This is a genomic window from Caulobacter sp. AVps18, assembly GCF_058681425.1.
Map to the genome: position 1 here is coordinate 2,257,901 of NZ_CM178737.1, position 23,108 is coordinate 2,281,008.

Genomic DNA, 23,108 nt, shown 5'->3' on the forward strand with positions numbered 1-23,108 from the left:
ACAGTCTCTTCATCGGGAGACGATCGGTGAAAAACTTAGTGATCGCAATGGCCCGAAGTTAGGATTTGGACCGGACAAAACGCAGACCTCGCTCCCTCTCCCAGAGGGAGAGGGCTGGGGTGAGGGGTTACAGCGTCAGCCGGAGTGCCGGCACGCCGGTTAGCCTCGTAACCCCTCACCCTCCCACCGCTTCGCGCCGGGCCCCTCCCTCTCCCTCTGGGAGAGGGAATGGGCGTCCGGCTGGCGCTTCACGTCCAGACTGAACCAAGGGTGCCGTCAACAAGGCCTAGAATGACGGGTGGGGGCTTGGCCCGCAACGCCCTGCGCGCGCCCGGAGCCATCCTTAGATCTCACGGCGAGAGGATCGCCGGTCTGTAAAGATTGCTCAAGGACGACGCTCGCGCGTCGCCGCGTAGCGGCTGGCCGCAGGCCAGTCCTTGACCAACCTTTCCAGACCGGCACGCTTGCCTCCAAGAGATTTAAGGATGAGCGGGACGCGTGAGCGTCGGGCCTGTTTTCCATCACGCCGTGACCGTGCGTTTGACGCTGTAACCCATAGGGCATTCCTAAAGGGCGGACTCAAAGGAGCCGCCATGACCTTCGACCTTGAACAGTGCCTGCGTATCGCAGCAGATCTCCTTCGCATCGTCTCTACGGCGTTGTCATTCTTCAGTTTAAAGAAGGAATTCTGCGAACCGCGACCGCTTGGATCGCGCCGAGTCAGAAAAGGAAAGATTCGGCAGGCGGTGAGGCGCCGCCGCCGCTGACACCCCCCCCTAAATCACCGACAGAAACGCCCCCGCGACCCTTTGCGCCCCACCGCCGTCGCACACCGTCGCACTCGCCGCCGACAGCGACGCCCGCAACAGCTCGTCCGCCAACAACCGCTCCACCTGCGCCGCGAACGCCGCGTCGAACCCCGGATCGGCGACGTCGAGGCACGGGCTTGCCCCGGCCGCCGCCAAGGCCGTCGCGGCGGCGATCTGGTTGTCGGCCAGGATCAGGGTCAGGGTCGGCAAGGCCAGGATGCAGCGTTCCCAGCTGGTCGAGCCGCCGGCCCCGATGGCCAGATCGGCCTCCAGGGTCAGGCGCGGCATGTCCTGGGTATCGATATGCAGGGTGAGGCGCGGATCGGCCAGGGCGCTCAGGCGCGGCAGGCTGGGGGCGGCGGAGCCCAGCACCACGTCCAGGGCAATGTCGCCGCTCAGGGGCAGCAGCAGGTCCACCACCCGGCCGGTGATGCCGCCCACATCGGTCAGGCCCAGCGAAATGAGGATACGCCGCACGGGGCCGCCAACTGCCCGTCGCGCGAGCGCCGCCTCGCGCAGGGCCGGGAAGGCCAGGCGCACCGGCGCGTGATGCGGGCCCAGCAGCAGCACGGTCTGGGGTGGAACAAGGCCGGCATAGTCTTCCGCCCGCCGCGCGGGCCCGGCGTCCAGCACAAGGTTGGCGGCCAGCGGCCGGTCGGCCAGATCGTCGATGACGAGGGTGGGCCGGCCCCTGGCGCAGGCGCGGTGGTCGGGGGCTGGCAGGCCATAGTGGTCGAAGACCACGGCGTCGAAGGGTTCGGGCCGCGCGGCGCGGCGGGTGTGCGGAGCGAAGGCGTCCAGCACCGCATCGACCGCCGGGGTCGACAGAAAGGCGCAGGACGCGCCCGCCGCCTCCAGCGCGCCGGCCAGGGTCAGGCAGCGCATCACATGGCCGCCGCCGACGTCGGGCCCTGCATTGCAGACAAAGAGGATCTGCGGGCTCATCCGCGCCGGTCGCCGCCGTAGGTGGCAAGGTCTGGCCGCGTGGCGACGAAGGCCTTGATGTCGTCCGACGTAAAGTTGCGGTTTGCCGGATAGAGTTGGTCATAGACCGTGGCGACAAAAGCGTAGTCGTCGGGCCGGTCGACCGTCCAGCGAATCTCGCCCTCGCCGGGCGGGGCGTTTAGCCAGGCGATCTTCCAGCGCAGGGGCTGGTTCCAGACATCCCAGGTGACGTGCTCGCGCGCCTCCTGGCTGTCGGCCTCGGCGGCCGCCCGGCGCAGGCCGGCGGCGGTGATCACCTCGACATCCAGCCCCTTGGCGAAGGCCGCGCCGTCGGGGCTGTTGCTGGCATAGTCGGCGCCGGTCGCCAGATGCAGGTCGATCGTCGCGTCGATCAGCTCGGGGTCGGTCAGCGGGCAGTCGGCGGTCAGGCGCACGACGTGGTCGGCGGGATGGGCGTCCAGCGCCCCGATGAAGCGCTGCAGCACATTGTCGAGCGGCCCGCGATGCACGGCGATGCCTTCGCGCCGCAGGGCGGTCTCCAGCACGTCGTCGCCCGGCTGGTCGCTGGTGGCCACCACCAGTTTGTCGATGTGCCTGGAGCGACTGATCCGCTCGATCTGCCGCACAATCATCGGCTCACGCAGGATCGGCATCAGCACCTTGCCCGGCAGGCGGGTGGAGCTCATGCGGGCCTGGAGGATGGCGAGGATCATGGCTCTAGGTCTAGCGTGGAAATCGCAGCACTGACCAGCCCGTCGGTCAGCCCGCCAGCAGGCGCGCGGCGCGCTCCGGTGGCTGGCTTAGGATCGACTCGATCCAGACAATGGCGGCCGAACAGCGCTCGGTGTCGCTCTGGGTACGCGGTGCGCCGGTGCTGATGGCCTTCATCCATCCCGCATCGCCCTTCCGCCGGGCATACTCGGCGAAGGCGGCGGTGAAATCGTCGGCTGAGGGTTGTTCGCGGGGCGTGGGCGATTTCTCGCCGGCGACGGCCACCTCAAACTGCAGTGAATTGTGATTGTTGAGGTGGGGGGCGGTCTCGCGAGGCGCGCTCATAGCGCCATCCTGACTGGGGCCGCCCAATTCGACATATTCGTAACAGATCCGCGGCGCCATCGGCAGCAGGGTTTTCATCAGCGAGAGCTGTTCCTGGCCAAAGGCTATGAGGTTGGGCGTCGGGGCCTGACGCACATAGGGTGCCATCCGCGTGCGGATCGTCTTCATGAAGGTAAAGGTTCGTGTCTGAACGCCCGCCATGTCGATCCGGCCGTTCTTCAGGTCGCCCAGCAGTTCGGTCTCGAACACCCGGAACTCTTCAGGATAGTGCTTGATCACCAGCGCGAAGGTTTGCCCGCCAGCCGAGTTGCCAAGGCCGGTGCGGAAGTCGGAGCGGTCCTGATCGCTAACCGCCAGAATCGCAGTCGGCGTCTGGGCTACGGCGAGGGAAAACGGCGCGCTCGACAACAGGGCTGCAAGCACAACAGCAAAAAGACGCGACACGACATCCCCCAGGAACCCGACAACTCCAGCGAGCAAGCTAGTGGGTCGTGATCATAAAGGGAATGGGCCAGATCAACCCTTGGGCTTCACCGCAGCCTTCACCCGGGGCTTGCGCACCGGCTTCTTCTTTGGCGCGGCGTCCATCACCTCGGCCACGGGGGCGTCGTCGGGGGCGATCTCGACGCCCATGCGGGTGAGCACCTCGCGGGCCGCGCGGCGGGTTTCGTTGACGGGGGCGTAGGTCCAGCCGTGGAAGGCACCGCCATAGGGGCGGGCGGCGCCCAGGCGTTCCAGTTCCTCGTGGAAGAGGCGGAACTTCAGGCTGTGGCCCTCCATCTTGACGATGAATACCGGCTTGCCCGTCGAGGCCGCCTCGGTGGCCATGTTGGTGGAGTCTTCGGTGACCAGGATGTAGTCGGCGGCCGCCAGGAAGGCGAAATAGGGATTGGGGCCTTCGCCGTTCCAGATGATGCCGGGCAGGTCGCGCAGGCGGGCGGTCAGCAGGGCGCGAGCCGGCTCGGGCGTGCGGCGCGAGAAGGTCATCATCAGCGAGCCGCCCTCCTGCTCAAGCGGCAGCTGGATCTGGTGGGCCATCTGGGCGGCGCGCTCGACGGGCAGGTCGAAGGCCTTGGACTTGCCGCCGATCAGCACCGCCACGCGGGGGCGGGGCAGGGCCTCGATCTGGTCGCGGAAGCGGTCGTATTCGCTCTCCAGCCGTCCAGGCGTCACGCGGTGGGGTGAGCCGGTGATGGGCAGGATGTTGTCGCCGCTCAGGCGGTCATGCCGGGGCGGGATCACGAGGTCGAACATCTGGGGCGGCACGCGCGGGTCCTGGATCTGGACCACGGTGGTCTTGCCGCCCGACCAGCGTTTGGCGCGAATCGACAGCGGCAGGGTGGCGCGGCCGGCGGCGATCCACAGGTCGGGCCAGGGCGGGGCGATATCGCTCTCTGGGGTCAGCCAGCGGCGTGGCAGCCAGTTCAGCCACCAGGGCAGGCGGCCGATGCGACCCTTCCAGCCCACGCGTTTGACCAGGATCGTGGCGGGCGTCTCGCGAGCGATGGCCTCAGCCAGCCCCACGGCCTGGGCCTCGATGCCGGCGCGGCCGTCCGACAGCGCCCAGATGGTCAGAGGGCCGTCGGATCGGGGAAGGGGCGCGGAAGGCTTCAAGAGGAAATCCCGGCGAGCAGAGTCATGCGGAAACAAGGCCGCCCTGAAAGGGCAGCCCTGTTCCATGGCCCAGATTTATGGCGCAGGTTGGACCGCAGGGCGAAGCCCTACAGCCACTCCACTTTCAGAATCTCATAAGCCTTGACGCCGCCGGGGGTATAGACCTCGACGACCTCGCCCACTTCCTTGCCGATCATGGCGCGCGACAGCGGCGAAGACAGCGAGATGCGGCCTTCCTTCACGTCGGCTTCGTGATCGCCAACGATCTGGTAGCGAGCCTCTTCTTCGGTGTCCTCGTCGACCACGCTGACCGTGGCCCCGAACTTCACTTGCTTGCCCGACAGCTTCGACACGTCGATCACCTGCGCGCGGGCGATCTTGTCCTCGATCTCGGCGATACGGCCTTCGATCCAGCCCTGACGTTCCTTGGCCGCGTGGTACTCCGCGTTTTCCGAAAGGTCGCCATGTTGGCGAGCTTCCGAGATCGCGGCGATCACCGCGGGACGCTCGATCGTCTTCAAACGCTTCAGTTCATCGTCGAGGGTTTGATAACCCCCGGCGGTCATCGGCACTTTTTCCATTGCGGATTTTAGCTCGGTTCGCCTTGGGAGGAGTAATCGTCCCGTCGCGGGCGCTCACGACCGGGGGCTGAGAGGATAGGAGGCGCAGTCGCGATAAGCAAGAGGCCGGGGGTGATCGGTTGCGCCTGCGGCCTCATTGTCTTTGGTTTGGTGTTAGCGCCGGGGGCGCTGGGGATCAGAATTCCTGCCAGTCTTCCTTGACGGCGGCCGCTGCGCCACCTCGGCCGGGGCGAACGGCTGCAGTGGTCCGGGGTTGCGGCGCGGATCGTGCCGGGCTCGCGGCGGACTGTCCCTGGGCGACCTTGAAGCGGCCGACCAGTGCCGCCAGTTCGGCCGCCTCGCCCTTCAGTGCGTGGGTGGCGGCGGTGGCCTCTTCGACCATGGCCGCGTTCTGCTGCACCACCTGGTCCATCTGGTTCACGGCGATGTTCACTTCGTGCAGGCCGGTGGACTGCTCATTGGCCGAGGCGGCGATCTGGTTGACGAGGGTGTCGATCGAGGCGACCTGGGAAACAATGCGCTGCAGCGCCTCGCCGGTCTGGCCCACCAGGGCCACACCGGCCCCGACCTGCTGGGTCGAGGTCGAGATCAGGGTCTTGATCTCCCGGGCGGCGTCGGCCGAGCGCTGGGCCAGGGCCCGCACTTCCTGGGCGACGACGGCGAAGCCGCGACCGGCTTCGCCCGCCCGCGCCGCTTCGACGCCGGCATTGAGGGCCAGCAGATTGGTCTGGAAGGCGATCTCGTCGATGACGCCGATGATCTGGCCGACCTGATTCGAGGAGCCTTCGATCTGGGTCATGGCGGCGACCGCCTGGTCGACGATCTGGCCTGAACGCTGGGCGTCGCCACGCGCCGTGGCCACGACGTCCGAGGCTTCCTTGGCACCGGCGGCGGTCTTGCGCACGGTGATGGTGATTTCTTCAAGGGCGGCGGCGGTTTCTTCCAGGCTGGCCGCCTGTTGCTCGGTACGGCGCGAGAGGTCGTCAGAGGCCTGGGCGATCTCATCGGCACCGGCGCTGACGGCGCGGGTCGTCGCCGAAATGTCTTGCATGGCCGCCTGAACGCGCTCGGCGGCGGCGTTGAAGTCAGCCCGTAGCACTTCATAGGCCTGGGCGAACTGGGCCGTCAGGCGGATGGTCAGGTCACCCTTGGCCAGGTGCGACAGGCCGTTGGCGATGGCCGCGACAGCCTCGGTGCGCTGATGCTCGGCAACCGCCTCGGCCTTTGCGGTCTGGCTGCGGTTGGTTTCTTCGGAGCGTCGGGCCCCCTCGGCGGTGTCATTGGCCGCACGCGCCGCCTCGACCGCCAGCTCCGCCTCGGCGCGGGCCTTATTGGCGGTGGCGAACATGCTGTTGATGCTGAAGGTGGTGGCGATCAGCGCGCCGGCCTCAGCGATCAGGATGACGGCGTGGACGACCACCCGGCCCAGGCTGGCCGAGCCAGGGAACACGGCTTGCGGCAGCAGGAAGCTCAGGCTCAGATGGTGCACAGCCACGGTGGCGGCGGCGGCGGCGATGACCTTCCAGTCGCAATAGACCACCAGCAGGGCCAGGGCTGCGAAATAGGCCATGTGCATGTCGATCTGCCAGGCATGCCCGCCGACGGCGGCAACCAGCAGAGATACCTGGGCCATCAGCAGTACCCCGGTCAGGGCGCGACCGGTCGAGCCACTACCCGCCTTGCTGAGCGCAAAGGTAGAAGCAGCGGCAATTGCCAGGGCCGCCAGCGCCAGGGCAGACAATGGCCCTTGCAACATCGCGCGCGTGGCCACCACGATAATGGCCAGCAGCCAGGTCACAGCCACGATCAGCTTGCCGCCGAGTTGGCGTTGGGAGTCGAGACTGGAAACGGCGATGGTCATGACAGGGTCTCCTTGGGAGCGCAGACGCCCGCCAGGTCAGGATCGAGAACCAGCAGGGCCCCGGCCGCGCGGGCGCGATGGCCCAGGTCGGCGGGGTCGCCCCGCAGAATGAAAATGAAGGGCGCGCCGCCGACTGCGGCAATATCGCCGGCCGACCCGGCAGCGCTAATGCTCTGGGCGACGCTCCACCAGGGTGGGAAGATGGCGGCCACCCGCGAGGGGTCACGCGGGGCCGCGTTGACCGACACCGCCGCCAGTAATCCTGCAATGATCGCACCGGCTGTCAGAGCGATCCCGCCAAGGGCTGAGGGTCGCTTGTCCGTAGTGATCGGGGAATCTCGCATGAGCGGGCTCGAAGTGCGGGCTAAGGAAGCCTCGGGCCGGTGGATGCCGGCGGGACCTTCAAAGCCCTACGCCTTACGAGGTTACCCCGGCCTTAACCCTGTCATTGCGCGCCATTCCGCCGCAGGGCCCGATCCAAAGTAGAAGCGACCGAAAGGCGTGTCTTAGCTTGCGTAGTCATAGGGGCCGCCGCGTTGCAGGGCTGCCTGATAGGCCGGTCGCGCGTGGATGCGGGCCAGGAACGCCTTGACGTTGGGCCGGTCGGCGGCTCCGGCGCGCGCCGCGCCGGCCTCCAGCGGGAAGCTCATGGCGATGTCGGCGGCGGTGAAGTCTGGGCCCGCGAACCAGCCGGTGGCCGCCAGTTCAACGTCCCAATAGTCGATATGGGTCTTCAACTGCGGATCGATGAAACCGGTCTGGGCGCCCTTCGCGATGGCCTTGACCAGTCCGCGCAGCAGGGCGGGCGCGCGGGTGGGCAGGGCGGTGAACACCAGCTTGAGCAGCAGCGGCGTCATGGCCGAGCCCTCGGCATAGTGCAGCCAGTAGGTGTAGCGCAGACGCTCGGCTGTTCCCGCCGCCGGGATCAACCGGCCCTGGCCATAGGTGTCGAGGATGTACTCGATGATCGCGCCGGTTTCGGCGATGGTGTGGCCGTTGTCGGTGATAACCGGCGACTTGCCCAGCGGGTGGATGGCCTTCAGTTCGGGCGGAGCCAGCATGGTCTTGGCGTCGCGCTCATAGCGTTTCACCTCGTAGGGAACACCCAGTTCCTCCAGCAGCCAGAGTACCCGCTGGCTGCGGGAATTGTTCAGGTGATGGACGACGACCATGGCGCGGGCTCCGAAACGAGGACGCATGCTGGCACGGCGCCGTGCGGGTCAGTCAAGCCCGACCGCAGCAGGCTTCAGCCAGAACGCGTCAGCACGATCCCTACAGCGATCCCCACGACGACCTGCAGGAAGACGATCAACATCAGCAAGGCGCCGAAGGGCTGTTTGCGGGTCTTGTGGCGCAGGGTGTGACGGGCCAGCAGGGCGGCGGGGCTGCCGCCGAGGGCTGCCAGCAGCAGCAGGGTTCGTTCGGGAATGCGCCGCTCGCCGCGCTGGCGGGCGGCGGCCTTGTCCCAGCCGAAGGCGGCGAACGCCGCCAGGTTGATCGCCAGCAGGGCGACCCCGACAACCGTCGTCAAGGCCGGGCGTCCAGCGGCTTGAGGTCCGGCTCCACCCAGTCCCGCCGCGCTTCAAGGCTGAACAGGCGCTCGCGCGACCAGAAGGTCAGCGGCCAGGCCCTGTCGCCCATCGGTGACGCCAGCAGGCGGGCGGCGGCCTCGCCGTCAGGCAGCGTCGCCGGCAAGGCCGCGACGAAGGCGCGGATCGCGGCCAGATAGGCCTGGGTGAGGGTCTCGTGATAGCCGCTGGTATCGTCATTCACGCCGCCGACCGCGACATTGTAGCGCCGGATGATGTCCGGCAGGTCGCGCTCGAGCCCGGTATTGCGCATGCGCACCAGGCGGAGTGTCGCGGTCAGATGCGCAGCGTGCGTCCACTCCGGCTTGGGCAGGCTGTGATCCAGCAAACGCTCGGCCAGCCGGGCGACCTCGGCGTCTGTGTAGGAGGCTTGTGAGGGCGTTGGAGGCATGCGGGTGGCATAGCCCCTGAGGGGCAAAGCCTCAATCCAGGCAAGGCCCGCAAGGTTGCAAAGGGTTAACCGTGAACTTTTTCAGTTCCTTAGTTTGCCGCTGGCATAAGGGTCATCAACGGCCAATCGCCACAGGGAACCCCTTATGAAGTATCCGATCGCCATCGTCGCCGGCATGGCCTGCAGCCTGTTCGTCGCCCAAACCGCTTCGGCGGCAGGCGGCTTCGAAGATCAAATGGATCGTTGCCTGCAGCAGTTTGCCAATACGCGCGATGCTGCCCAGGTCATGCTTGAGTGCAATGCCGACGGCGGCAAGCTCTCGGCCTGCAAGGTCCTGGACAACAGCGCCGCCGGCAAGGGCTTTGACAAGGCAGCCATGTGCATCGCCGAGAAGCTGCCGATGGGTGCCAAGACCGGCTCCGTGAAGGTTCCGTTCCGCTTCCCCGGCGGCGCGTAAACCTCTCGCTACGAAGGCCTGGCCTTCAAGAGTTTGGAGCGCCGTCGCGCGGATACCGCGCGATGGGTTCCAGCGCCTGCCCCGCAGCAACCGGGTGCGAGGCGGGCCATAAGGCGGTCGATCCCCCGGGGTCGGCCGCCTTTGTGCGTTCAGGCTCTGAGCGTGGATGAAAACGAAAACGCCGCGGCGGCCCGGGCCGTCGCGGCGTTCGTCTGTGTGAGGCCGTAGCGACCCTTTACGGGTAGCTTTGCAGCGGCCGGACTTCCAGGGCCTCGGCCGGCGCGATCGAGATGGCTTGCGCCGCCGCCAGGGCTCCGGCCGAGGTGGTGTAGTAGGGCACCTTCATCATCAGCGCCGTGCGGCGGATGTCGAAGCTGTCTTCCAGGGCCTGCTTGCCTTCGGTGGTGTTGAACACCAGCTGAACGCCGCCGTTCTTCATCACGTCAACGATGTTGGGTCGACCTTCCAGCACCTTCTTGACCAGTTCCACCTGAACGCCCTGCTCGGCGAGGTAGGCGCGGGTGCCTGCGGTCGAGATCACCTTGAAGCCGGCGGCCTGCAGCAGTTTCACCGGCTCGACGATCCAGGGCTTGTCGCTTTCCTTCACCGAGACGAAGGCCGTGCCTTCGCGGGGCAGGGTGACGCCGCCGCCCAGCTGGCTCTTGGCGAAGGCGCGGGCAAAGGCCGGTGCCATGCTGGTTTCGCCCTCGCGCAGCCAGTCCAGGCCCATGACCTCGCCGGTCGAACGCATTTCCGGGCCCAGGATGGTGTCGACCCCGGCAAAGCGCGCGAACGGGAAGACCGCTTCCTTGACCGCGATATGGTCATAGGGCTTGTCGACCAGACCAAAGCTGGCGAGGCTTTCACCGGCCATGATCTTGGCGGCGATGGCGGCCACCGGCTGACCGATGGTCTTGGCCACGAACGGCACCGTGCGCGAGGCGCGCGGGTTCACTTCCAGCACATAGATGCGCGGGGCGGCGCTGTGCGGCTCCTCGATGGCGAACTGCACGTTCATCAGGCCGCGCACATTGAGGGCCAGGGCCATCTTGACGGTCTGGCGCTTGAGCTCTTCGACCGTCTCGGCCGACAGCGAGAAGGGCGGCATCGAACACGCCGAGTCGCCCGAGTGGACGCCGGCTTCCTCGATATGCTCCAGCACGCCGGCCACGAACACGTCGGTGCCGTCGCACAGGGCATCGACGTCCACTTCGGTGGCGCGGCTCAGATAGTGGTCCAGCAGGATCGGGTGCTCGAACGAGATCTCACCGGTGTTGGTGATGTAGCGTTCCAGGTGCTCGTGATCGCGGATGATCTCCATGCCCCGGCCGCCCAGCACGTAGGACGGACGCATCACGAACGGGAAGCCGATCTTGTCGCCTTCGGCCCGGGCCTCGTCCCAAGTGCGGGCGATGGCGTTTTCGGGCTGGGCGATGTCGAGGCCGTTCAGCAGCTGCTGGAAGCGCTCGCGGTCTTCGGCCAGGTCGATGGCGTCGGGGCTGGTGCCCAGGATCGGGATGCCGGCGTCCTGCAGGGCCTGAGCCAGCTTCAGCGGGGTCTGGCCACCAAACTGGACGATGACGCCGGCCAGGGTGCCTTTGGACTTTTCGACGTCCAGCAGTTCCAGCACGTCCTCGGCCGTCAGCGGCTCGAAATACAGGCGGTCGGAGGTGTCGTAGTCGGTCGAGACGGTCTCGGGATTGCAGTTGACCATGATCGACTCGATGCCGATCTGGTCCAGCGCGAAGGCCGCATGGCAACAGCAGTAGTCGAACTCGATGCCCTGGCCGATCCGGTTGGGACCGCCGCCCAGGATCACCGCCTTCTTGCGGTTGGTCGGCAGGCTCTCGCACTCGGGGATCTGGCCCAGCGCGCCGGTCTCATAGGTGGAATACATATAGGGCGTGGTGGCCGCGAACTCGCCGGCGCAGCTGTCGATGCGCTTATAAACCGGGCGGACGTTCAGGGCCTGGCGGGCCGTGCGGACGGCGGTCTCGGTCCCGCCGGTCAGCTTGGCCAAGCGGGCGTCGGAGAAGCCCTGGGCCTTCAGGGCGCGGAAGCCTTGAGCGTCGGTCGGCAGGCCGCCGGCCCGGACCCAGCCTTCCTGGCGGATCAGTTCGGCGATCTGGCGCAGGAACCAGGGCTCGTAGGAACAGGCGGCGTTGACCTCCTCGACGGTCAGACCGTGACGGAAGGCCTGGGCGATCACGCGGATGCGGTCAGGTGTGGGCATGCCCAGGGCGCGGATCACGGCGGCCTTGCCGTTGTCCGGATCGTCGGCACCGGCGATCTCGATCTCGTCAAAGCCGGTCAGGCCGGTTTCCAGGCCGCGCAGGGCCTTCTGGACGCTTTCCTTGAAGGTGCGGCCGATGGCCATCACCTCGCCGACCGACTTCATGGCGGTGGTCAGGTGCGGCTCGCTGCCCGGATATTTCTCGAACGCAAAGCGCGGGATCTTGGTGACGACATAGTCGATGCTGGGCTCGAACGACGCGGGGGTCGCGCCGCCGGTGATGTCGTTCTTCAGCTCGTCCAGCGTGTAGCCGACGGCCAGGCGGGCGGCGACCTTGGCGATCGGGAAGCCGGTGGCCTTGGAGGCCAGGGCGGAAGAGCGCGAGACGCGCGGGTTCATCTCGATCACGACCATGCGGCCGTCGGCCGGATTGACCGCGAACTGGACGTTGGAGCCACCGGTCTCGACGCCGATCTCGCGCAGCACGGCGATGCTCGCCGCGCGCATCCACTGGTATTCCTTGTCCGTCAGGGTCAGGGCCGGAGCGACGGTGATGGAGTCGCCGGTATGGACGCCCATCGGGTCGATGTTCTCGATCGAGCAGACGATGATGCAGTTGTCGGCCGTGTCGCGCACGACCTCCATCTCATATTCTTTCCAGCCCAGGACGCTTTCTTCGATCAGCACCTCGGTGGTGGGCGACAGGTCCAGGCCCCGCAGCACGATTTCCTCGAATTCCTCGAGATTGTAGGCGATGCCGCCGCCGGTGCCGGCCAGGGTGAAGCTGGGGCGGATGATGGCGGGCAGGCCCACAAACGCCAGACCCTCGCGGGCCTCGTCCATGTTGTGGGCGGCCTTGGACTTGGGGCTTTCCAGGCCCAGCTTGTCCATGGCGTCGCGGAATTTCTGGCGGTCTTCGGCCTTGTCGATGACCTCGGCCTTGGCGCCGATCATCTCGACGCCGAACTTGGCCAGGGTGCCATTGGCTTCCAGGGCCAGAGCGGTGTTCAGGGCCGTCTGGCCACCCATGGTCGGCAGCAGGGCGTCGGGGCGTTCCTTCTCGATGATCTTGGCGACCATCTCCGGGGTGATCGGCTCGATATAGGTCGCGTCGGCCACGTCCGGGTCGGTCATGATCGTGGCGGGATTCGAGTTGACCAGGATGATCCGGTAGCCCTCGGCGCGCAGGGCCTTGCAGGCCTGGACGCCTGAGTAGTCGAACTCGCACGCCTGGCCGATGACGATCGGGCCGGCGCCGATGATCAGGATCGAGGAGATGTCTGTTCTTTTAGGCATGGCTACTTCTTCGCGACTTCTGTTTCCCAACCGTCGTAGTCCGTTTTGAAACGGTCAGACCAGTCGATGAAACGGCTATTCAGGATGTTGAGAGTTTTGGCGTCGACCGATGTTTTGAGCGTCAGGACGCTTCCATCGGGATCGCCTTCCGTCTTGCGAACGCCAAAGCCGGCCGCTTTCGCAGCGGCGCGGAGGCCTCGTTGATCGCCACTGTAGAAGAAGAAGTCCACGGTCCTCGACCTTGTCCCGTCGTCGGCGTGCTTGGCGAGGGACTGTCGAACCGTGTCGTCCTTCGAGCCCTGCACTTCCATGCGGGTTGGCTGCCATAGATCGAGAGCATTCGCAGGCAACGACTTGGCCGTGATCTTTACCCCGGCCGGCGGACTGATTGGTCTGAGGGCTGTGATGACCTGATCGGGAGCGCCGGTCATGAGCAGGTAGGTTCGCTGGCGTTGTTGCGGCTCGGTATGCGTTACCGCCAGTTGCGCCGGCGTGTCTTTCAGCAGGTCCCCAAACCGGTCGTCAATGGCAGCGCGGTAGTCCCAAGGCTGAGACCCGTCTTCGAAGGACAGTGTCAGCGCGACTACGGAAAGCTGTTTGGAGGCGTTCGCTTTCGCGGCGTCGTAGTCGAAAATGACAATTGAGGGACGATCCGTCTCACCGTCGCGCACGTAGAGGATAAGGTTGTCGCTGAAATCCTGGAACGATTGCGCCGTCGCTGGCTGCCCGCAGGCACCAACGGTCAGACATAGCGAGGCAGCCAAGCCTCGCACTGTTCTGACAAGGGCGTGTGTCATCATGATCTCGCGCAAAGACACGGTCGCGCACAACTGCGCGCCCGCTGCCGACCATCTTGCAGGTTAAGTCGCCCGTTTAGAGACGGAGTCGGATCGGGGCAACCCCTATCGCTGTCCATGCGGCAGTGAGTCCCCGCATTCGGCCGGAGACATGGGATGGCGCTGAATTCATGTCCGCACGGCTTGACTCGATGTTAGGTTTTTCTTACATAAAGTTTGCATTTACGAACACGAAGGGGCCGGCCATGCCGCACCGTGAGAAACTCGCCTGGATGACGCTGCTGCTGATCGCCGCGACCTACGGGCCCTATTTCGCCCATGTGGCGATTTCGCCGCCGGCACCCGGCGTTCTGCCGAACCTGCCTCAGCTGTGGCTGCTGGCTCTGGCGGCGGGCGGCAACGGTGTGCTGCACATTCTTGGCCGCATCGCCCTGCGGGTTGCGGCACCGGAAGACGCCCGCGCCCCGGCCGACGAGCGCGACCATGACATCCAGCGCCGCTCCAGCATGGTGGCCTACTATGTGATGATGGTCGGCATGATGCTGGTCGGGATGGTCATGCCGTTCACGACGAGCGGCTGGGAGATCGTCAATGCCGGACTGCTGGCGATCGTGCTCGCCGAGATCACCCAGAATGGCCTGGCGGCCTGGAGCTATCGCCGGAGCGCGGCATGAGCGGCGGGATGATTGTCAATCAGATCCGCACCCTGCGTTTCATGGCCGGTGAGATGTCTCAGGCTGAACTTGGAAAGCGGATCGGACTGACCCGTCAGACCGTAGCAGCCATCGAGGCCGGCAAGTACTCGCCCACACTCGAGGCCGCCTTCAGGATCGCCGAAGTCTTCGGCAAGCCGCTCGAAGAGGTGTTTCAGTGGTCCAGCGGAAGCTAAAGCGCGTTCCGAAAAGTGGGAACCGGTTTTCGGATTGAAACGCGCGCAACAAAAAGCTGGAGCAAGGTGTGCGCTTCCGACATCGCGCACCTTGCTCCAGCCCGCATCACGGCACCCTGGTCGGGTCCGTCGGCGCAGCCGGGGCCTGCCATTCTGCGCTCGCCAGCGCCCGCTCATAGCCCAGCTTGAACAGGGCCTCGCGATTGGCGGCCTTGAAATCCAGGCCCGAGGTATCGACCTCGGCGTCGTCGGGGATGGCGGCATAGAGCAACGAGCCGCCGTTACGGCGGGCGAAGGCGGCGCTGGCGGTCAGGTGGGTGCGCATCTGGGCCTTGCTCATGGTGGTCCAGGCGCGGCCGACAATGGCCAGGGCGCTGCCGCCGGTGAAGGCGAAGCCGCCGCCGATCTTGCCATTGACGATCACCCGGATGCGCCCCGGCCGCGCCAGGCCCTGGTTGGGTGTGGTCCACAGCAGCAGGGCCTCGGGCGCGACGATGAAAGGCGTCGAGACCCCGCCGTCGACATGCATTTCCGACAGCCGCCGGCCCTTGCCCTCGACCTCGATCAGGGTGGGCGGGAAGACGCCGGGAATGCTGGCCGAGGCGACCAGAACGTCCTGGAACAGCTTCAGGGCGGTCTCGTCGCCGCGCGCGGCGATGGCACCCATGTCCCAGATCACCGTCTGCTCGGTATCGAGATTGGTGGTGGCGATCAGCAGGCGACGGCCGCGGGCGTGCTCGACCGAAACCGCATACAGAAGGGGCTGGTCGACATAGTTCTCGACCAGCTCGCGCAGCGCGTTGCTGGTGTAGAAGCTGGGCCGGAACAGGATATCCAGGCCCCGGCGATCCAGGATGCGCTCGGCCGCATCACTGGTATAGGCCTCGGTCAGGCGCTTGTCCCAATCAGGGCCCAGGAAGGCGAAGGGGGCGGTCAGGGCGCCGGTCGAAACGCCGGTGACGATGTCGAACTCGGGCCGGTCGCCGGCCTTGGTCCAACCCACCAGAACGCCGGCCCCGAAGGCACCGTTCGAGCCACCCCCGGAGACGGCCAGTACGTCGAAGGTCTTCTGCCCGGCGGCGCGGGTGCGTGCGGCGTCGCCGAACCGGATTCCTGCGGCCGCGTCGCTGGCGTCGAAGCGCACTTCGGACAGACCCTGCGGGGCGCCGCCTTCGATATCGCGCGCCGTGAAGGTGTCGCGGGGCAGGGTGCCGCAAGCGCTCAGCATGAGGCTGGCCAGCAGGACAAGCAGTATCGGGTGCGCGCGCATGGACCTGACCGGGGAGGAGGCAGTCTCAACCTAGACCGCATGGCCCATAACGCAAATAGGCCGGCGCAAGCGCCGGCCTATAGGAAGCTTCGAAAGCGCCGGCGAACCGGAGCCGTCTGACTGGATTAAGCTTGCAGCTGGCCAGCGGACATCTTGCCGCTGCGCTTGTCTTGTTCCAGTTCGTAGGTGATCTTTTGACCTTCGTTCAGCGTGCGCAGACCCGCGCGCTCAACGGCCGAGATGTGCACGAAAACGTCCGAGCCGCCGTCATCCGGTTGGATGAAGCCGAAGCCCTTGGTGCCGTTGAACCACTTAACGGTGCCGGTAGCCATGGTATTATAGTCCTTTGGATAGTAGTCGCCGCCGGAAGCGTTCCGTTCGACGATCAAATTTCGATGGGGATCGGTAGGCGCGTCCGGCGCTTCCTCGAAGGAAGCATGGAATAGCAGGCCGAACGGCAGCGAATTCGATAGCTCATGATGGCGGCTTAGGGCCTCGCCAGCAAGGAGAATCTTGGAAGCTGCTTTTTGGACGCAGCCGAGCTTTTCTTTGTGATCTTCACCATGCGCCTGAAATCGTCTGCACGACGGCGCTGATCACATCATTGCAACACGCTGACAAAACGCCTTGCGGTCGCTGCTGTTGAGAGTCATTCTCAATAACAGCGAAGATCGCGGGAGACGACCATGGTGTTGCGGACCACAGGCGCCAGCTGGCTGACACTGATGATGCGCGCCGAGCGCGCCCGAACCCCAGGTCTGGGCGTCGATACGGAATGGCTGCTGTATGGCCCCACGGACGAGCAGGCCGTAGAGCGCGAAGACGAGCCGGAATGGCCGCTGGCGGCCGAGTAGGGGCCGGGCCTGCCCCCTAGAGCCCTTTCCGACCTGATGGCTTCATCAGGGTCGGACAAAAAGGGCTCTAAATCAAAAGTTTAGAGCATTTTTCGATCCGATAACCGTTTCACACTTATCGGAAAATGCTCTAGGCCAAAGCCTTGCGCGCCGCTTCCCAGTACTGCGCGCCGGTGATCAGGGTGATGATCGCCGCCAGCCACAGCAGGCCATGAATCGCCAGGGTGGCGGGGCCCACGACGTCGGGGGTGTCGGGCAGGCCAAAGGCGGCCCACGAGGCCAGCACCATCTCGGCGCCGATCGCCACCAGCTGCAGGGTGGTTTTCCACTTTGCCAGCATTGTCACGGGCAATTTGATCCCCTTGCCGGCACCCACCTCGCGCAGGGCGCTGACGGCGAATTCGCGAAACAGGATCAGGCCGGCGGGCAGCACGACCATCGGATTGGGACCCAGCGCCATCAGGCCCAGCAGGGCACCGCAGACCAGGATCTTGTCGCCGATGGGGTCCAGGATGGCGCCCCAGACGGTGACCGCATTTAGCTTGCGGGCCAGCCAGCCATCGAAGAAGTCAGTGACGGCGGCGATCACGAAAGCCCAGAAAGCCCAGCGCTCCAGTCGGAACTGATCCTCGACGGTCAGGGTCTCGCTCAGCCAGGGCACCGCGCCCGCAGCGGCCGCCAGGGCCACGAACATGAACAGGGCTATGACCAGACGCGAGGCGGTCAGGATATTGGGCAGGTTCTTCATGCTGGTGTTCTAACGCATGAAGCGGCCCTCGGGCTACGGCTTCGCGCGGCGTGGATCATTTACCGTCGTGCGGATTTTTCCAGAGGCCGGACCGGGCGGGATTCGCTATACGGGTGAGAGAGACTGTCACGGGGTCTCTACAGTTGCGGTGGTCGGCCCGAATGAAGCTGCTGGATCGTGCGGGAGTCTTGGGTCGGCGGAGCCTGAACTCCGTGCGAGGCCGGCTGCTGCTGCTGACGATCAGCCTGCTGGTGCCCGCCCTGCTGAGCATGGCTTTCCTGTTGCTCAGCGCCGACCGGCAGGGGCGCGACCAGATCAATGAACAGATGCTGGCGACAGCGCGGGCGCTGTCCGGGGCAGTGGATCGCCAGGCCGCCGTCGGTATCGCCGTGGCCGAAACCCTGGCGAGCGACCAGGCCCTGCAGGCCGGCGACCTGAAGAGTTTTCACGCCCGGGCCCGGCGCGTGACCGACCAGCGTAGCGGCTGGGTGGCGATCACCGATATTGAAGGTCAGCAGATCGTCAATACGCTGCGCCCCTACGGCACGCCCTTGCCGCGCTCCGTCCGCGCGCCAGAACTGACCAAGGCCCTGAAGGCCGGGCGAAGCGCGGTGTCGGACCTCCGTCAGGGCATCCTGGCCGGTCGCCCGGTGGTCACGGTCGGAACGCCGGTCGATGTGCAGGGCAAGCCCTACCTGCTGTTCTATGTCGTGGAAGCGGCCTCGTTTACCTCGGTGTTTCGCCAGCAGCGCGCGCCGCACGGCTGGACCGCGACCCTGCTGGACAACAATCGCAAGGTCCTGGCGCGCTCGATCGACAATGAAAAATGGACCGGCCATTCCGCTTCGCCGGACATGACCGTAAACCTCGACCAGGCCAATGAGGGCGTCAATCGCAGCCGCTCTCTGGACGGCGTGCTGACCCGGGTGGCCTATACCCGCTCGAGCCAAACCGGCTGGACGCTGGTGGTGGCTATCCCCCGTTCCGACCTGAACCGCACCATCACCAACTCGGTCCTGTCTGCCACCGGCGTGTTCGTGGTGCTGCTGACCCTGGGCCTTTGGCTGGCCCTGTATTTCTCGCGCCGGATCAATTCCGAGATGGGGCGGCTGGTGTCTGACGCGGCCGCTATCGGTCGGGGCGAGGCGATGGCGCCGGCTCGCGAGGACGGGCTGGAAGAGATCGCCGCCGTCCACGCCGCCCTCAGTGCCGCTTCGGCCGAGCTGACGACCCGCGAAGAGCGGCAGGCCTTGATGATCAACGAGCTGAACCACCGGGTGAAGAACACCCTGGCCACGGTTCAGGCCCTGGCGCGTCAGACCTTCGGCAAGGTCGAGGGGAGCAAGGTCGAGCTGTTCACGGAGCGGCTGATTGCACTCTCGGCCGCTCACGACCTCCTGACCCGCAGCGGCTGGCGCGAAGCCGACCTGGGTGAGCTGATGCAGGCCTGTACCCGGGCCCACGGCGAGCAGGTGCAATGCGCGGGGCCCAGGGTCGCGCTCAACCCCCACACCGCCGTAGCCCTGTCGATGGTGTTTCACGAACTGGCCACAAACAGCGCCAAGTACGGCGCTCTTTCGGCGTCCGCCGGACGGGTGGGCGTCGACTGGCGGATCGATCCGGAGACTCATGCCCTGGACATCATCTGGGTCGAGACAGGCGGACCTCCGGTAGCGGCGCCCAGCCAGCCGGGCTTTGGTACGCGTCTGATCGACGGCTCGATCCGCCGGGAACTGAAGGGCTCGCCCCGCTTTGACTTCCGGCCCGAGGGTCTGGTCTTCGAGGCGAGCCTGCCGTTGCCGTCTGCGGACGCGGCGCGCTGGGCCAATCCGTTCTGAGCCGGTGCCCGTCGACACTCACATTGCCGATTTTATCGCCGGGGAGGGTCTGCCACCGGCCTTCGCCGAGCTGGCCGTTCGGCTTCATGCCCCGCTCGCTGCCCGCATCGCCCGTTCCGCCGCCGGGCGGGAAGGTCCGTTGGTGGTCGGCCTTTGCGGTCCGCAAGGCTCTGGCAAGTCAACCCTGACGGCTTTGGTCACGCGGTTGCTGCAGGTTCATGGCCTGACGACCGCCAACCTGTCGCTGGACGATCTCTATCTGACCCGCGCCGAGCGCCTTGCCCTGGGCCAGGCCGTCCATCCCCTGCTGCGCACCCGGGGCGTCCCCGGAACCCATGACATCGGCCTTGGCACGCGTATTCTGGACGATCTTTCGCGTCCGGGCCGCGTGCTGCTGCCCCGTTTCGACAAGGCCGCCGACGATCGGGCCCCTCCCACAGCCTTCGAGCCCGTCGAGGGCCCGGCCCGGGTGATCCTGCTGGAAGGCTGGTGCGTGGGCGCGCGCCCCCAGCCTGACGCCGACCTGGCCGAACCGGTCAACGCCCTGGAGCGCGACGAGGATGCCGCAGCGGTCTGGCGGCGCTACGCCAATTCAGCCCTGGCGGGACCCTATCGCGCCCTGTTCGACAGGATCGACCTTCTGGTCGTGATGTCCGCTCCCGACTTTGCGACGGTGCGCGCCTGGCGGGGCCAGCAAGAGCAGCGCCTTCGCCTGCGGCTGAGCGCGGCGGGACGCGACCCCGCCCAGGCCATGGACGATGCGGCGCTGGACCGCTTTGTCGCCCACTATCAGCGACTGACGGACTGGATCGCCCGCGACCTACCGCCTCGCGCCGACATCGCCATCCGACTGGACGCGAACCGTGAGCCGATTGAGACGCGGGGGCTTTAAAGCACTTTCGAGCGAAGTGGATTCCGGTTCGCGTGAAGAACGTGCGTCAAAACAAGAACTGGAGCTCCGGACTGCCGCAGTCAGGATGGAATGCTCTACTTTTCCGCCGTCCGCACGCCGTCGACGATCCGCACGCTGTAGCAGTGGCGTTTGCCCTGTTCGGTGCCACAGAAGCCGGTCTCTTCCGAGCCTTCGTGCAGCCTGACCCAGCGGTCGCGATTGCACTGGAACCAGGCGTGCTGGAACGCCAGATGGTCGATGTCCTGATGGAAGACCGGGACGTGGTCGACAGAATAGAACCGCACCATCCCGCTCAGACCCCCGAAACTGCCCCGGCCATTGACCAGCCCACAGACGCGGCCGGTGCGGGTGGCCCACACCGCGCCCAGGTCCAGCGGATTGGTCTGGTTCAGGCGGGCCTTCAGGTTGGCGCGGACGTGGCCCCACTCGGCCCGCGCCTTGGGCTTCTCGACCAGCATCTGCTCGGCCGTCGGTGGGGGCAGGCTGGCATTGGCCCGCTCGACCCGCACAAGGTCGAAAACCCAGAGCACCAGGGCGCAGAAGATGCCGGCCACGATCAACCCCGAGAGGATGCGCGGCAGCAGGGGTATGCGCCGCGGCCTGTCCCAGACTGGTGTCGTCATCAGCGTTCTCCCATCCCTGCGGTCGAGAGTGCCCAGCGTCCTCTCATATGACAAGCGTAAAAAATTACGATATTAAACTTAAGGCTCAGGGCGGGTTCCGTCGGCCGCTCCGTCCTCGTCCTCCTCCTCGCGCGCGATGGATTCCGAGCGCGGGGGCGGCGGCGGATCGGCGGTGAAGAAAGCGCCCAACAGCATCAGCATGCCGGCCAACGGGGCCAGGGCCCGCTTGGAACGCTTGGCGTTACGCACGCCCCAGACCGCCAGCGGCGTCAGGACGGAGATGACGGCCAGGGTGACCAGAATAGGGATCAGATCGGACATGGATCTGATTTGGCCCGCCGGAGCCTGGCCGCAAGGCCTGACCTCAGCTTCTGCGGAAGTAGGCGTGGATACGTTCGGCCAGGGCTTGGCTTACGCCCTCGACCTTCAGCAGGTCTTCCACCCCCGCGCGGCCCACGCCCTTGGCCGAGCCGAAGGCGTGCAGCAGGGCTTTCTTGCGGCCGGGTCCCACGCCCTCGATCTCGTCGAGTGGGTTCTTCTTCAGATCCATGCTGCGGCGGGTGCGGTGGGCGCCGATGGCGAAGCGGTGGGCCTCGTCGCGCAGGCGCTGCAGGTAGTAGAGCACCGGCGATTTCGGCTCGAGCATGAACGGCGTCTTGTCGGGCATGAAGAACCGCTCCAGCCCGGCGTCGCGGTCAGGACCCTTGGCGACCCCGACCACGGCGATGTCGTCGACGCCCAGTTCGGTCATGATCTCCAGCGCGGCGTCCAGTTGGCCCTTGCCGCCGTCGACCAGCACAAGGCCTGGCCGGTTGTCGGTGTCGCCCTCGTCCTCTTCCTTGACCAGGCGGGCGAAGCGGCGGCGCAGCACCTCCTTCATCATGCCGTAGTCGTCGCCGGGCGTTAGCTCGGTGCTCTTGATGTTGAACTTGCGGTACTGGCCCTTCATGAAGCCGTCCGGCCCGGCCACGATCATGCCGCCCACGGCATTGGTGCCCTGGATGTGGCTGTTGTCATAGACCTCGATCCGCTCGGGCGGGGCGTCCAGGCCGAAGGCCTCGGCCACCCCGGCCAGCAGCTTGGTCTGGGCCGAGCCCTCGGCCATCTTGCGGCCCAGGGCCTCGCGGGCATTGGTCAGGGCATGCTGCACCAGATCGGCCTTCTCGCCGCGCCTGGGCACGGCGATCTCGACCTTGCGGCCGCTTTTCAGGGCGAAGGCCTCGGCCAGCAGGGCGGCTTCGGCCGGTTCGATATTGGCCAGGATCAGGCGCGGGATCGGCTTGTCGTCGTAAAACTGGCCGAGGAAAGCGGTCATGGCCTGGGCCTCTTCGCTGACCCCTTCCTCTTCCGCCGCGCCGGTGATGCGGGGGAAATAGGCGCGATTGCCCCAGTTCTGGCCGGCCCGGAAGAAGAACACCTGCACGCAGGCCTGGCCGCCCTCGACATGCAGGGCCACCACGTCGGCCTCTTCCACGGTCTCGGGATTGATCTGGCTTTCCTGGGCCACCGAGGAGAGGGCGCGGATGCGGTCGCGCAGCTTGGCGGCGCGTTCGAATTCCAGGTCTTCGGCGGCGGCTTCCATGTCGGCGGCTAGGCTGGCCATGACCGCCCGCGACTTGCCACGGAGGAAGGCCTCGGCCTGGTCGACCAGAGCCTGATAGTCCGGAAGGCTGACCAGGCCCGTGCAGGGCGCCGCGCAGCGCTTGATCTGGTACAGCATGCAGGGCCGGTCGCGGCCCTCATAGACGCTGTCGCTGCACGAGCGCAGCAGGAACGCCTTCTGCAGGGTGTTGAGCGTGCGGTTCACCGCCCAGGTGCTGGCGAACGGCCCGAAATAGTCGCCCTTGATCGCATGGGCCCCGCGATGCTTGCGCAGCTGCGGCGCGGCGTGGTCGCGGCGGATCATGATCTCGGGAAAGCTCTTGTCGTCGCGCAGCAGCACGTTGAAGCGCGGCTTCAGCGACTTGATCAGGTTGATTTCCAGCAGCAGGGCGTCGGCCTCGGTGCGGGTGGTGACGAACACCATGGCTCGGGTGGCGTCCACCATGTGGGCGATGCGGTTGGTGTGGAACCGGCCCTGGGCGTACTGGATCACCCGCTTCTTCAGGCTTTTCGCCTTGCCGACATAGAGCACCTCGTCGCCCTCGCCAATCATCCGGTAGACGCCCGGCCCGTCAGGCAGGCGCGAGGCCTCATCCTTGATCAGGTCGGCGCCGCGCAGGGCGTTTTCGGGAGGCGGAGAGGGGGCGGGCTCGTCGTTCACCGGTGACATATAGGCGAGTCTGGGAGGTTCAGCGACGGGCGCTGGATTTGTTCCTGACACCGAGTGGCGCTATGACGCCCC

26 protein-coding genes are annotated in these 23,108 nt (G+C 66.3%); 8 read left to right on the forward strand and 18 right to left on the reverse strand.

Annotated elements, in window-relative coordinates:
* Positions 1-65: 65 nt before the first annotated feature.
* A complete protein-coding gene (locus ACW179_RS10350; RefSeq protein WP_492064212.1) occupies positions 66-263 on the forward strand; it encodes a hypothetical protein in 198 nt (65 codons plus the stop codon).
* Positions 264-593: 330 nt separating this feature from the next.
* A complete protein-coding gene (locus ACW179_RS10355; RefSeq protein WP_492064213.1) occupies positions 594-767 on the forward strand; it encodes a hypothetical protein in 174 nt (57 codons plus the stop codon).
* Positions 768-776: 9 nt separating this feature from the next.
* Here ACW179_RS10355 and pseG read toward each other — a convergent pair whose 3' ends face one another.
* From pseG to ACW179_RS10405, 10 genes are all read right to left on the reverse strand, one after another.
* A complete protein-coding gene (gene pseG / locus ACW179_RS10360; protein WP_492064214.1) occupies positions 777-1,754 on the reverse strand; it encodes a UDP-2,4-diacetamido-2,4,6-trideoxy-beta-L-altropyranose hydrolase in 978 nt (325 codons plus the stop codon).
* Entirely contained in the window at positions 1,751-2,467 is a 717-nt protein-coding gene (locus tag ACW179_RS10365) for a cytidylyltransferase domain-containing protein (RefSeq protein WP_492064215.1), read from the reverse strand. Before ACW179_RS10365 ends, pseG begins: the two co-directional genes overlap by 4 nt.
* A gap of 46 nt (positions 2,468-2,513) precedes the next feature.
* Positions 2,514-3,254: a hypothetical protein gene (locus ACW179_RS10370; RefSeq protein ID WP_492064216.1), complete on the reverse strand. Its 741-nt coding sequence runs from the start codon at positions 3,252-3,254 to the stop codon at positions 2,514-2,516.
* A gap of 72 nt (positions 3,255-3,326) precedes the next feature.
* Positions 3,327-4,424, reverse strand: a complete 1,098-nt coding sequence (locus tag ACW179_RS10375; protein WP_492064217.1) for a mitochondrial fission ELM1 family protein — start codon at positions 4,422-4,424, stop codon at positions 3,327-3,329.
* A 107-nt stretch (positions 4,425-4,531) separates the two neighbouring features.
* Positions 4,532-5,005, reverse strand: coding sequence for a transcription elongation factor GreA (gene greA, locus ACW179_RS10380; RefSeq protein WP_419320175.1), 474 nt, complete (start codon positions 5,003-5,005; stop codon positions 4,532-4,534).
* A gap of 175 nt (positions 5,006-5,180) precedes the next feature.
* Positions 5,181-6,866, reverse strand: coding sequence for a methyl-accepting chemotaxis protein (locus ACW179_RS10385; protein ID WP_492064218.1), 1,686 nt, complete (start codon positions 6,864-6,866; stop codon positions 5,181-5,183).
* Positions 6,863-7,210: a hypothetical protein gene (locus tag ACW179_RS10390; protein ID WP_492064219.1), complete on the reverse strand. Its 348-nt coding sequence runs from the start codon at positions 7,208-7,210 to the stop codon at positions 6,863-6,865. The genes ACW179_RS10385 and ACW179_RS10390 overlap by 4 nt, the downstream gene beginning before the upstream one ends.
* Before the next feature lie 162 nt (positions 7,211-7,372).
* On the reverse strand, positions 7,373-8,038 hold the full coding sequence (locus tag ACW179_RS10395; protein WP_492064220.1) for a glutathione S-transferase family protein: 666 nt from the start codon (positions 8,036-8,038) through the stop codon (positions 7,373-7,375).
* Between the two features lie 74 nt (positions 8,039-8,112).
* On the reverse strand, positions 8,113-8,397 hold the full coding sequence (locus ACW179_RS10400) for a DUF1294 domain-containing protein (protein ID WP_492064221.1): 285 nt from the start codon (positions 8,395-8,397) through the stop codon (positions 8,113-8,115).
* Entirely contained in the window at positions 8,394-8,846 is a 453-nt protein-coding gene (locus ACW179_RS10405) for a hypothetical protein (RefSeq protein WP_492064291.1), read from the reverse strand. The genes ACW179_RS10400 and ACW179_RS10405 overlap by 4 nt, the downstream gene beginning before the upstream one ends.
* Before the next feature lie 145 nt (positions 8,847-8,991).
* Here ACW179_RS10405 and ACW179_RS10410 point away from each other — a divergent pair, with 145 nt between their 5' ends.
* Positions 8,992-9,303, forward strand: coding sequence for a hypothetical protein (locus ACW179_RS10410; RefSeq protein ID WP_492064222.1), 312 nt, complete (start codon positions 8,992-8,994; stop codon positions 9,301-9,303).
* 235 nt (positions 9,304-9,538) lie between these two features.
* Here the strand turns inward: ACW179_RS10410 and carB are convergent, their stop codons facing one another.
* Both carB and ACW179_RS10420 read right to left on the reverse strand, forming a co-directional pair.
* Entirely contained in the window at positions 9,539-12,832 is a 3,294-nt protein-coding gene (carB, locus tag ACW179_RS10415) for a carbamoyl-phosphate synthase large subunit (RefSeq protein ID WP_492064223.1), read from the reverse strand.
* A 2-nt stretch (positions 12,833-12,834) separates the two neighbouring features.
* Positions 12,835-13,596 carry a ribonuclease E inhibitor RraB gene (locus tag ACW179_RS10420; protein ID WP_492064224.1) on the reverse strand — a complete coding sequence of 254 codons (762 nt, stop codon included), beginning with the start codon at positions 13,594-13,596 and terminating at the stop codon, positions 12,835-12,837.
* Positions 13,597-13,874: 278 nt separating this feature from the next.
* Between ACW179_RS10420 and ACW179_RS10425 the strand changes: the two genes are divergently transcribed.
* The gene (locus ACW179_RS10425; RefSeq protein WP_492064225.1) at positions 13,875-14,303 is read left to right on the forward strand and encodes a hypothetical protein; all 429 of its coding nucleotides are present in this window, start codon (positions 13,875-13,877) and stop codon (positions 14,301-14,303) included.
* The gene (locus ACW179_RS10430; RefSeq protein ID WP_492064226.1) at positions 14,300-14,518 is read left to right on the forward strand and encodes a helix-turn-helix transcriptional regulator; all 219 of its coding nucleotides are present in this window, start codon (positions 14,300-14,302) and stop codon (positions 14,516-14,518) included. Before ACW179_RS10425 ends, ACW179_RS10430 begins: the two co-directional genes overlap by 4 nt.
* A 106-nt stretch (positions 14,519-14,624) precedes the next feature.
* Here ACW179_RS10430 and ACW179_RS10435 read toward each other — a convergent pair whose 3' ends face one another.
* Both ACW179_RS10435 and ACW179_RS10440 read right to left on the reverse strand, forming a co-directional pair.
* Positions 14,625-15,788 (reverse strand): patatin-like phospholipase family protein, encoded by a 1,164-nt coding sequence (locus ACW179_RS10435; RefSeq protein WP_492064227.1) that lies wholly within the window; start codon positions 15,786-15,788, stop codon positions 14,625-14,627.
* A gap of 125 nt (positions 15,789-15,913) precedes the next feature.
* Complete coding sequence (locus tag ACW179_RS10440; RefSeq protein WP_062148808.1) at positions 15,914-16,120, reverse strand: cold-shock protein; 207 nt, start codon at positions 16,118-16,120, stop codon at positions 15,914-15,916.
* 354 nt (positions 16,121-16,474) lie between these two features.
* Between ACW179_RS10440 and ACW179_RS10445 the strand changes: the two genes are divergently transcribed.
* Positions 16,475-16,642, forward strand: a complete 168-nt coding sequence (locus ACW179_RS10445) for a hypothetical protein (protein ID WP_492064228.1) — start codon at positions 16,475-16,477, stop codon at positions 16,640-16,642.
* 130 nt (positions 16,643-16,772) lie between these two features.
* Here the strand turns inward: ACW179_RS10445 and pgsA are convergent, their stop codons facing one another.
* Positions 16,773-17,390, reverse strand: coding sequence for a CDP-diacylglycerol--glycerol-3-phosphate 3-phosphatidyltransferase (gene pgsA, locus ACW179_RS10450; RefSeq protein ID WP_492064229.1), 618 nt, complete (start codon positions 17,388-17,390; stop codon positions 16,773-16,775).
* A gap of 212 nt (positions 17,391-17,602) precedes the next feature.
* Between pgsA and ACW179_RS10455 the strand changes: the two genes are divergently transcribed.
* Together ACW179_RS10455 and ACW179_RS10460 are read left to right on the forward strand one after the other, a co-directional pair.
* Positions 17,603-19,228, forward strand: a complete 1,626-nt coding sequence (locus ACW179_RS10455) for a sensor histidine kinase (protein WP_492064230.1) — start codon at positions 17,603-17,605, stop codon at positions 19,226-19,228.
* A gap of 4 nt (positions 19,229-19,232) precedes the next feature.
* Entirely contained in the window at positions 19,233-20,120 is an 888-nt protein-coding gene (locus ACW179_RS10460) for a kinase (RefSeq protein ID WP_492064231.1), read from the forward strand.
* Positions 20,121-20,215: 95 nt separating this feature from the next.
* Here ACW179_RS10460 and ACW179_RS10465 read toward each other — a convergent pair whose 3' ends face one another.
* The 3 genes from ACW179_RS10465 to uvrC form a co-directional block, all read right to left on the reverse strand.
* Positions 20,216-20,764 (reverse strand): hypothetical protein, encoded by a 549-nt coding sequence (locus tag ACW179_RS10465; protein WP_492059462.1) that lies wholly within the window; start codon positions 20,762-20,764, stop codon positions 20,216-20,218.
* A gap of 78 nt (positions 20,765-20,842) precedes the next feature.
* Entirely contained in the window at positions 20,843-21,085 is a 243-nt protein-coding gene (locus ACW179_RS10470) for a hypothetical protein (protein ID WP_492059463.1), read from the reverse strand.
* A 43-nt stretch (positions 21,086-21,128) separates the two neighbouring features.
* A complete protein-coding gene (gene uvrC, locus ACW179_RS10475; protein ID WP_492059464.1) occupies positions 21,129-23,036 on the reverse strand; it encodes an excinuclease ABC subunit UvrC in 1,908 nt (635 codons plus the stop codon).
* Between the last annotated feature and the right edge of the window lie 72 nt (positions 23,037-23,108).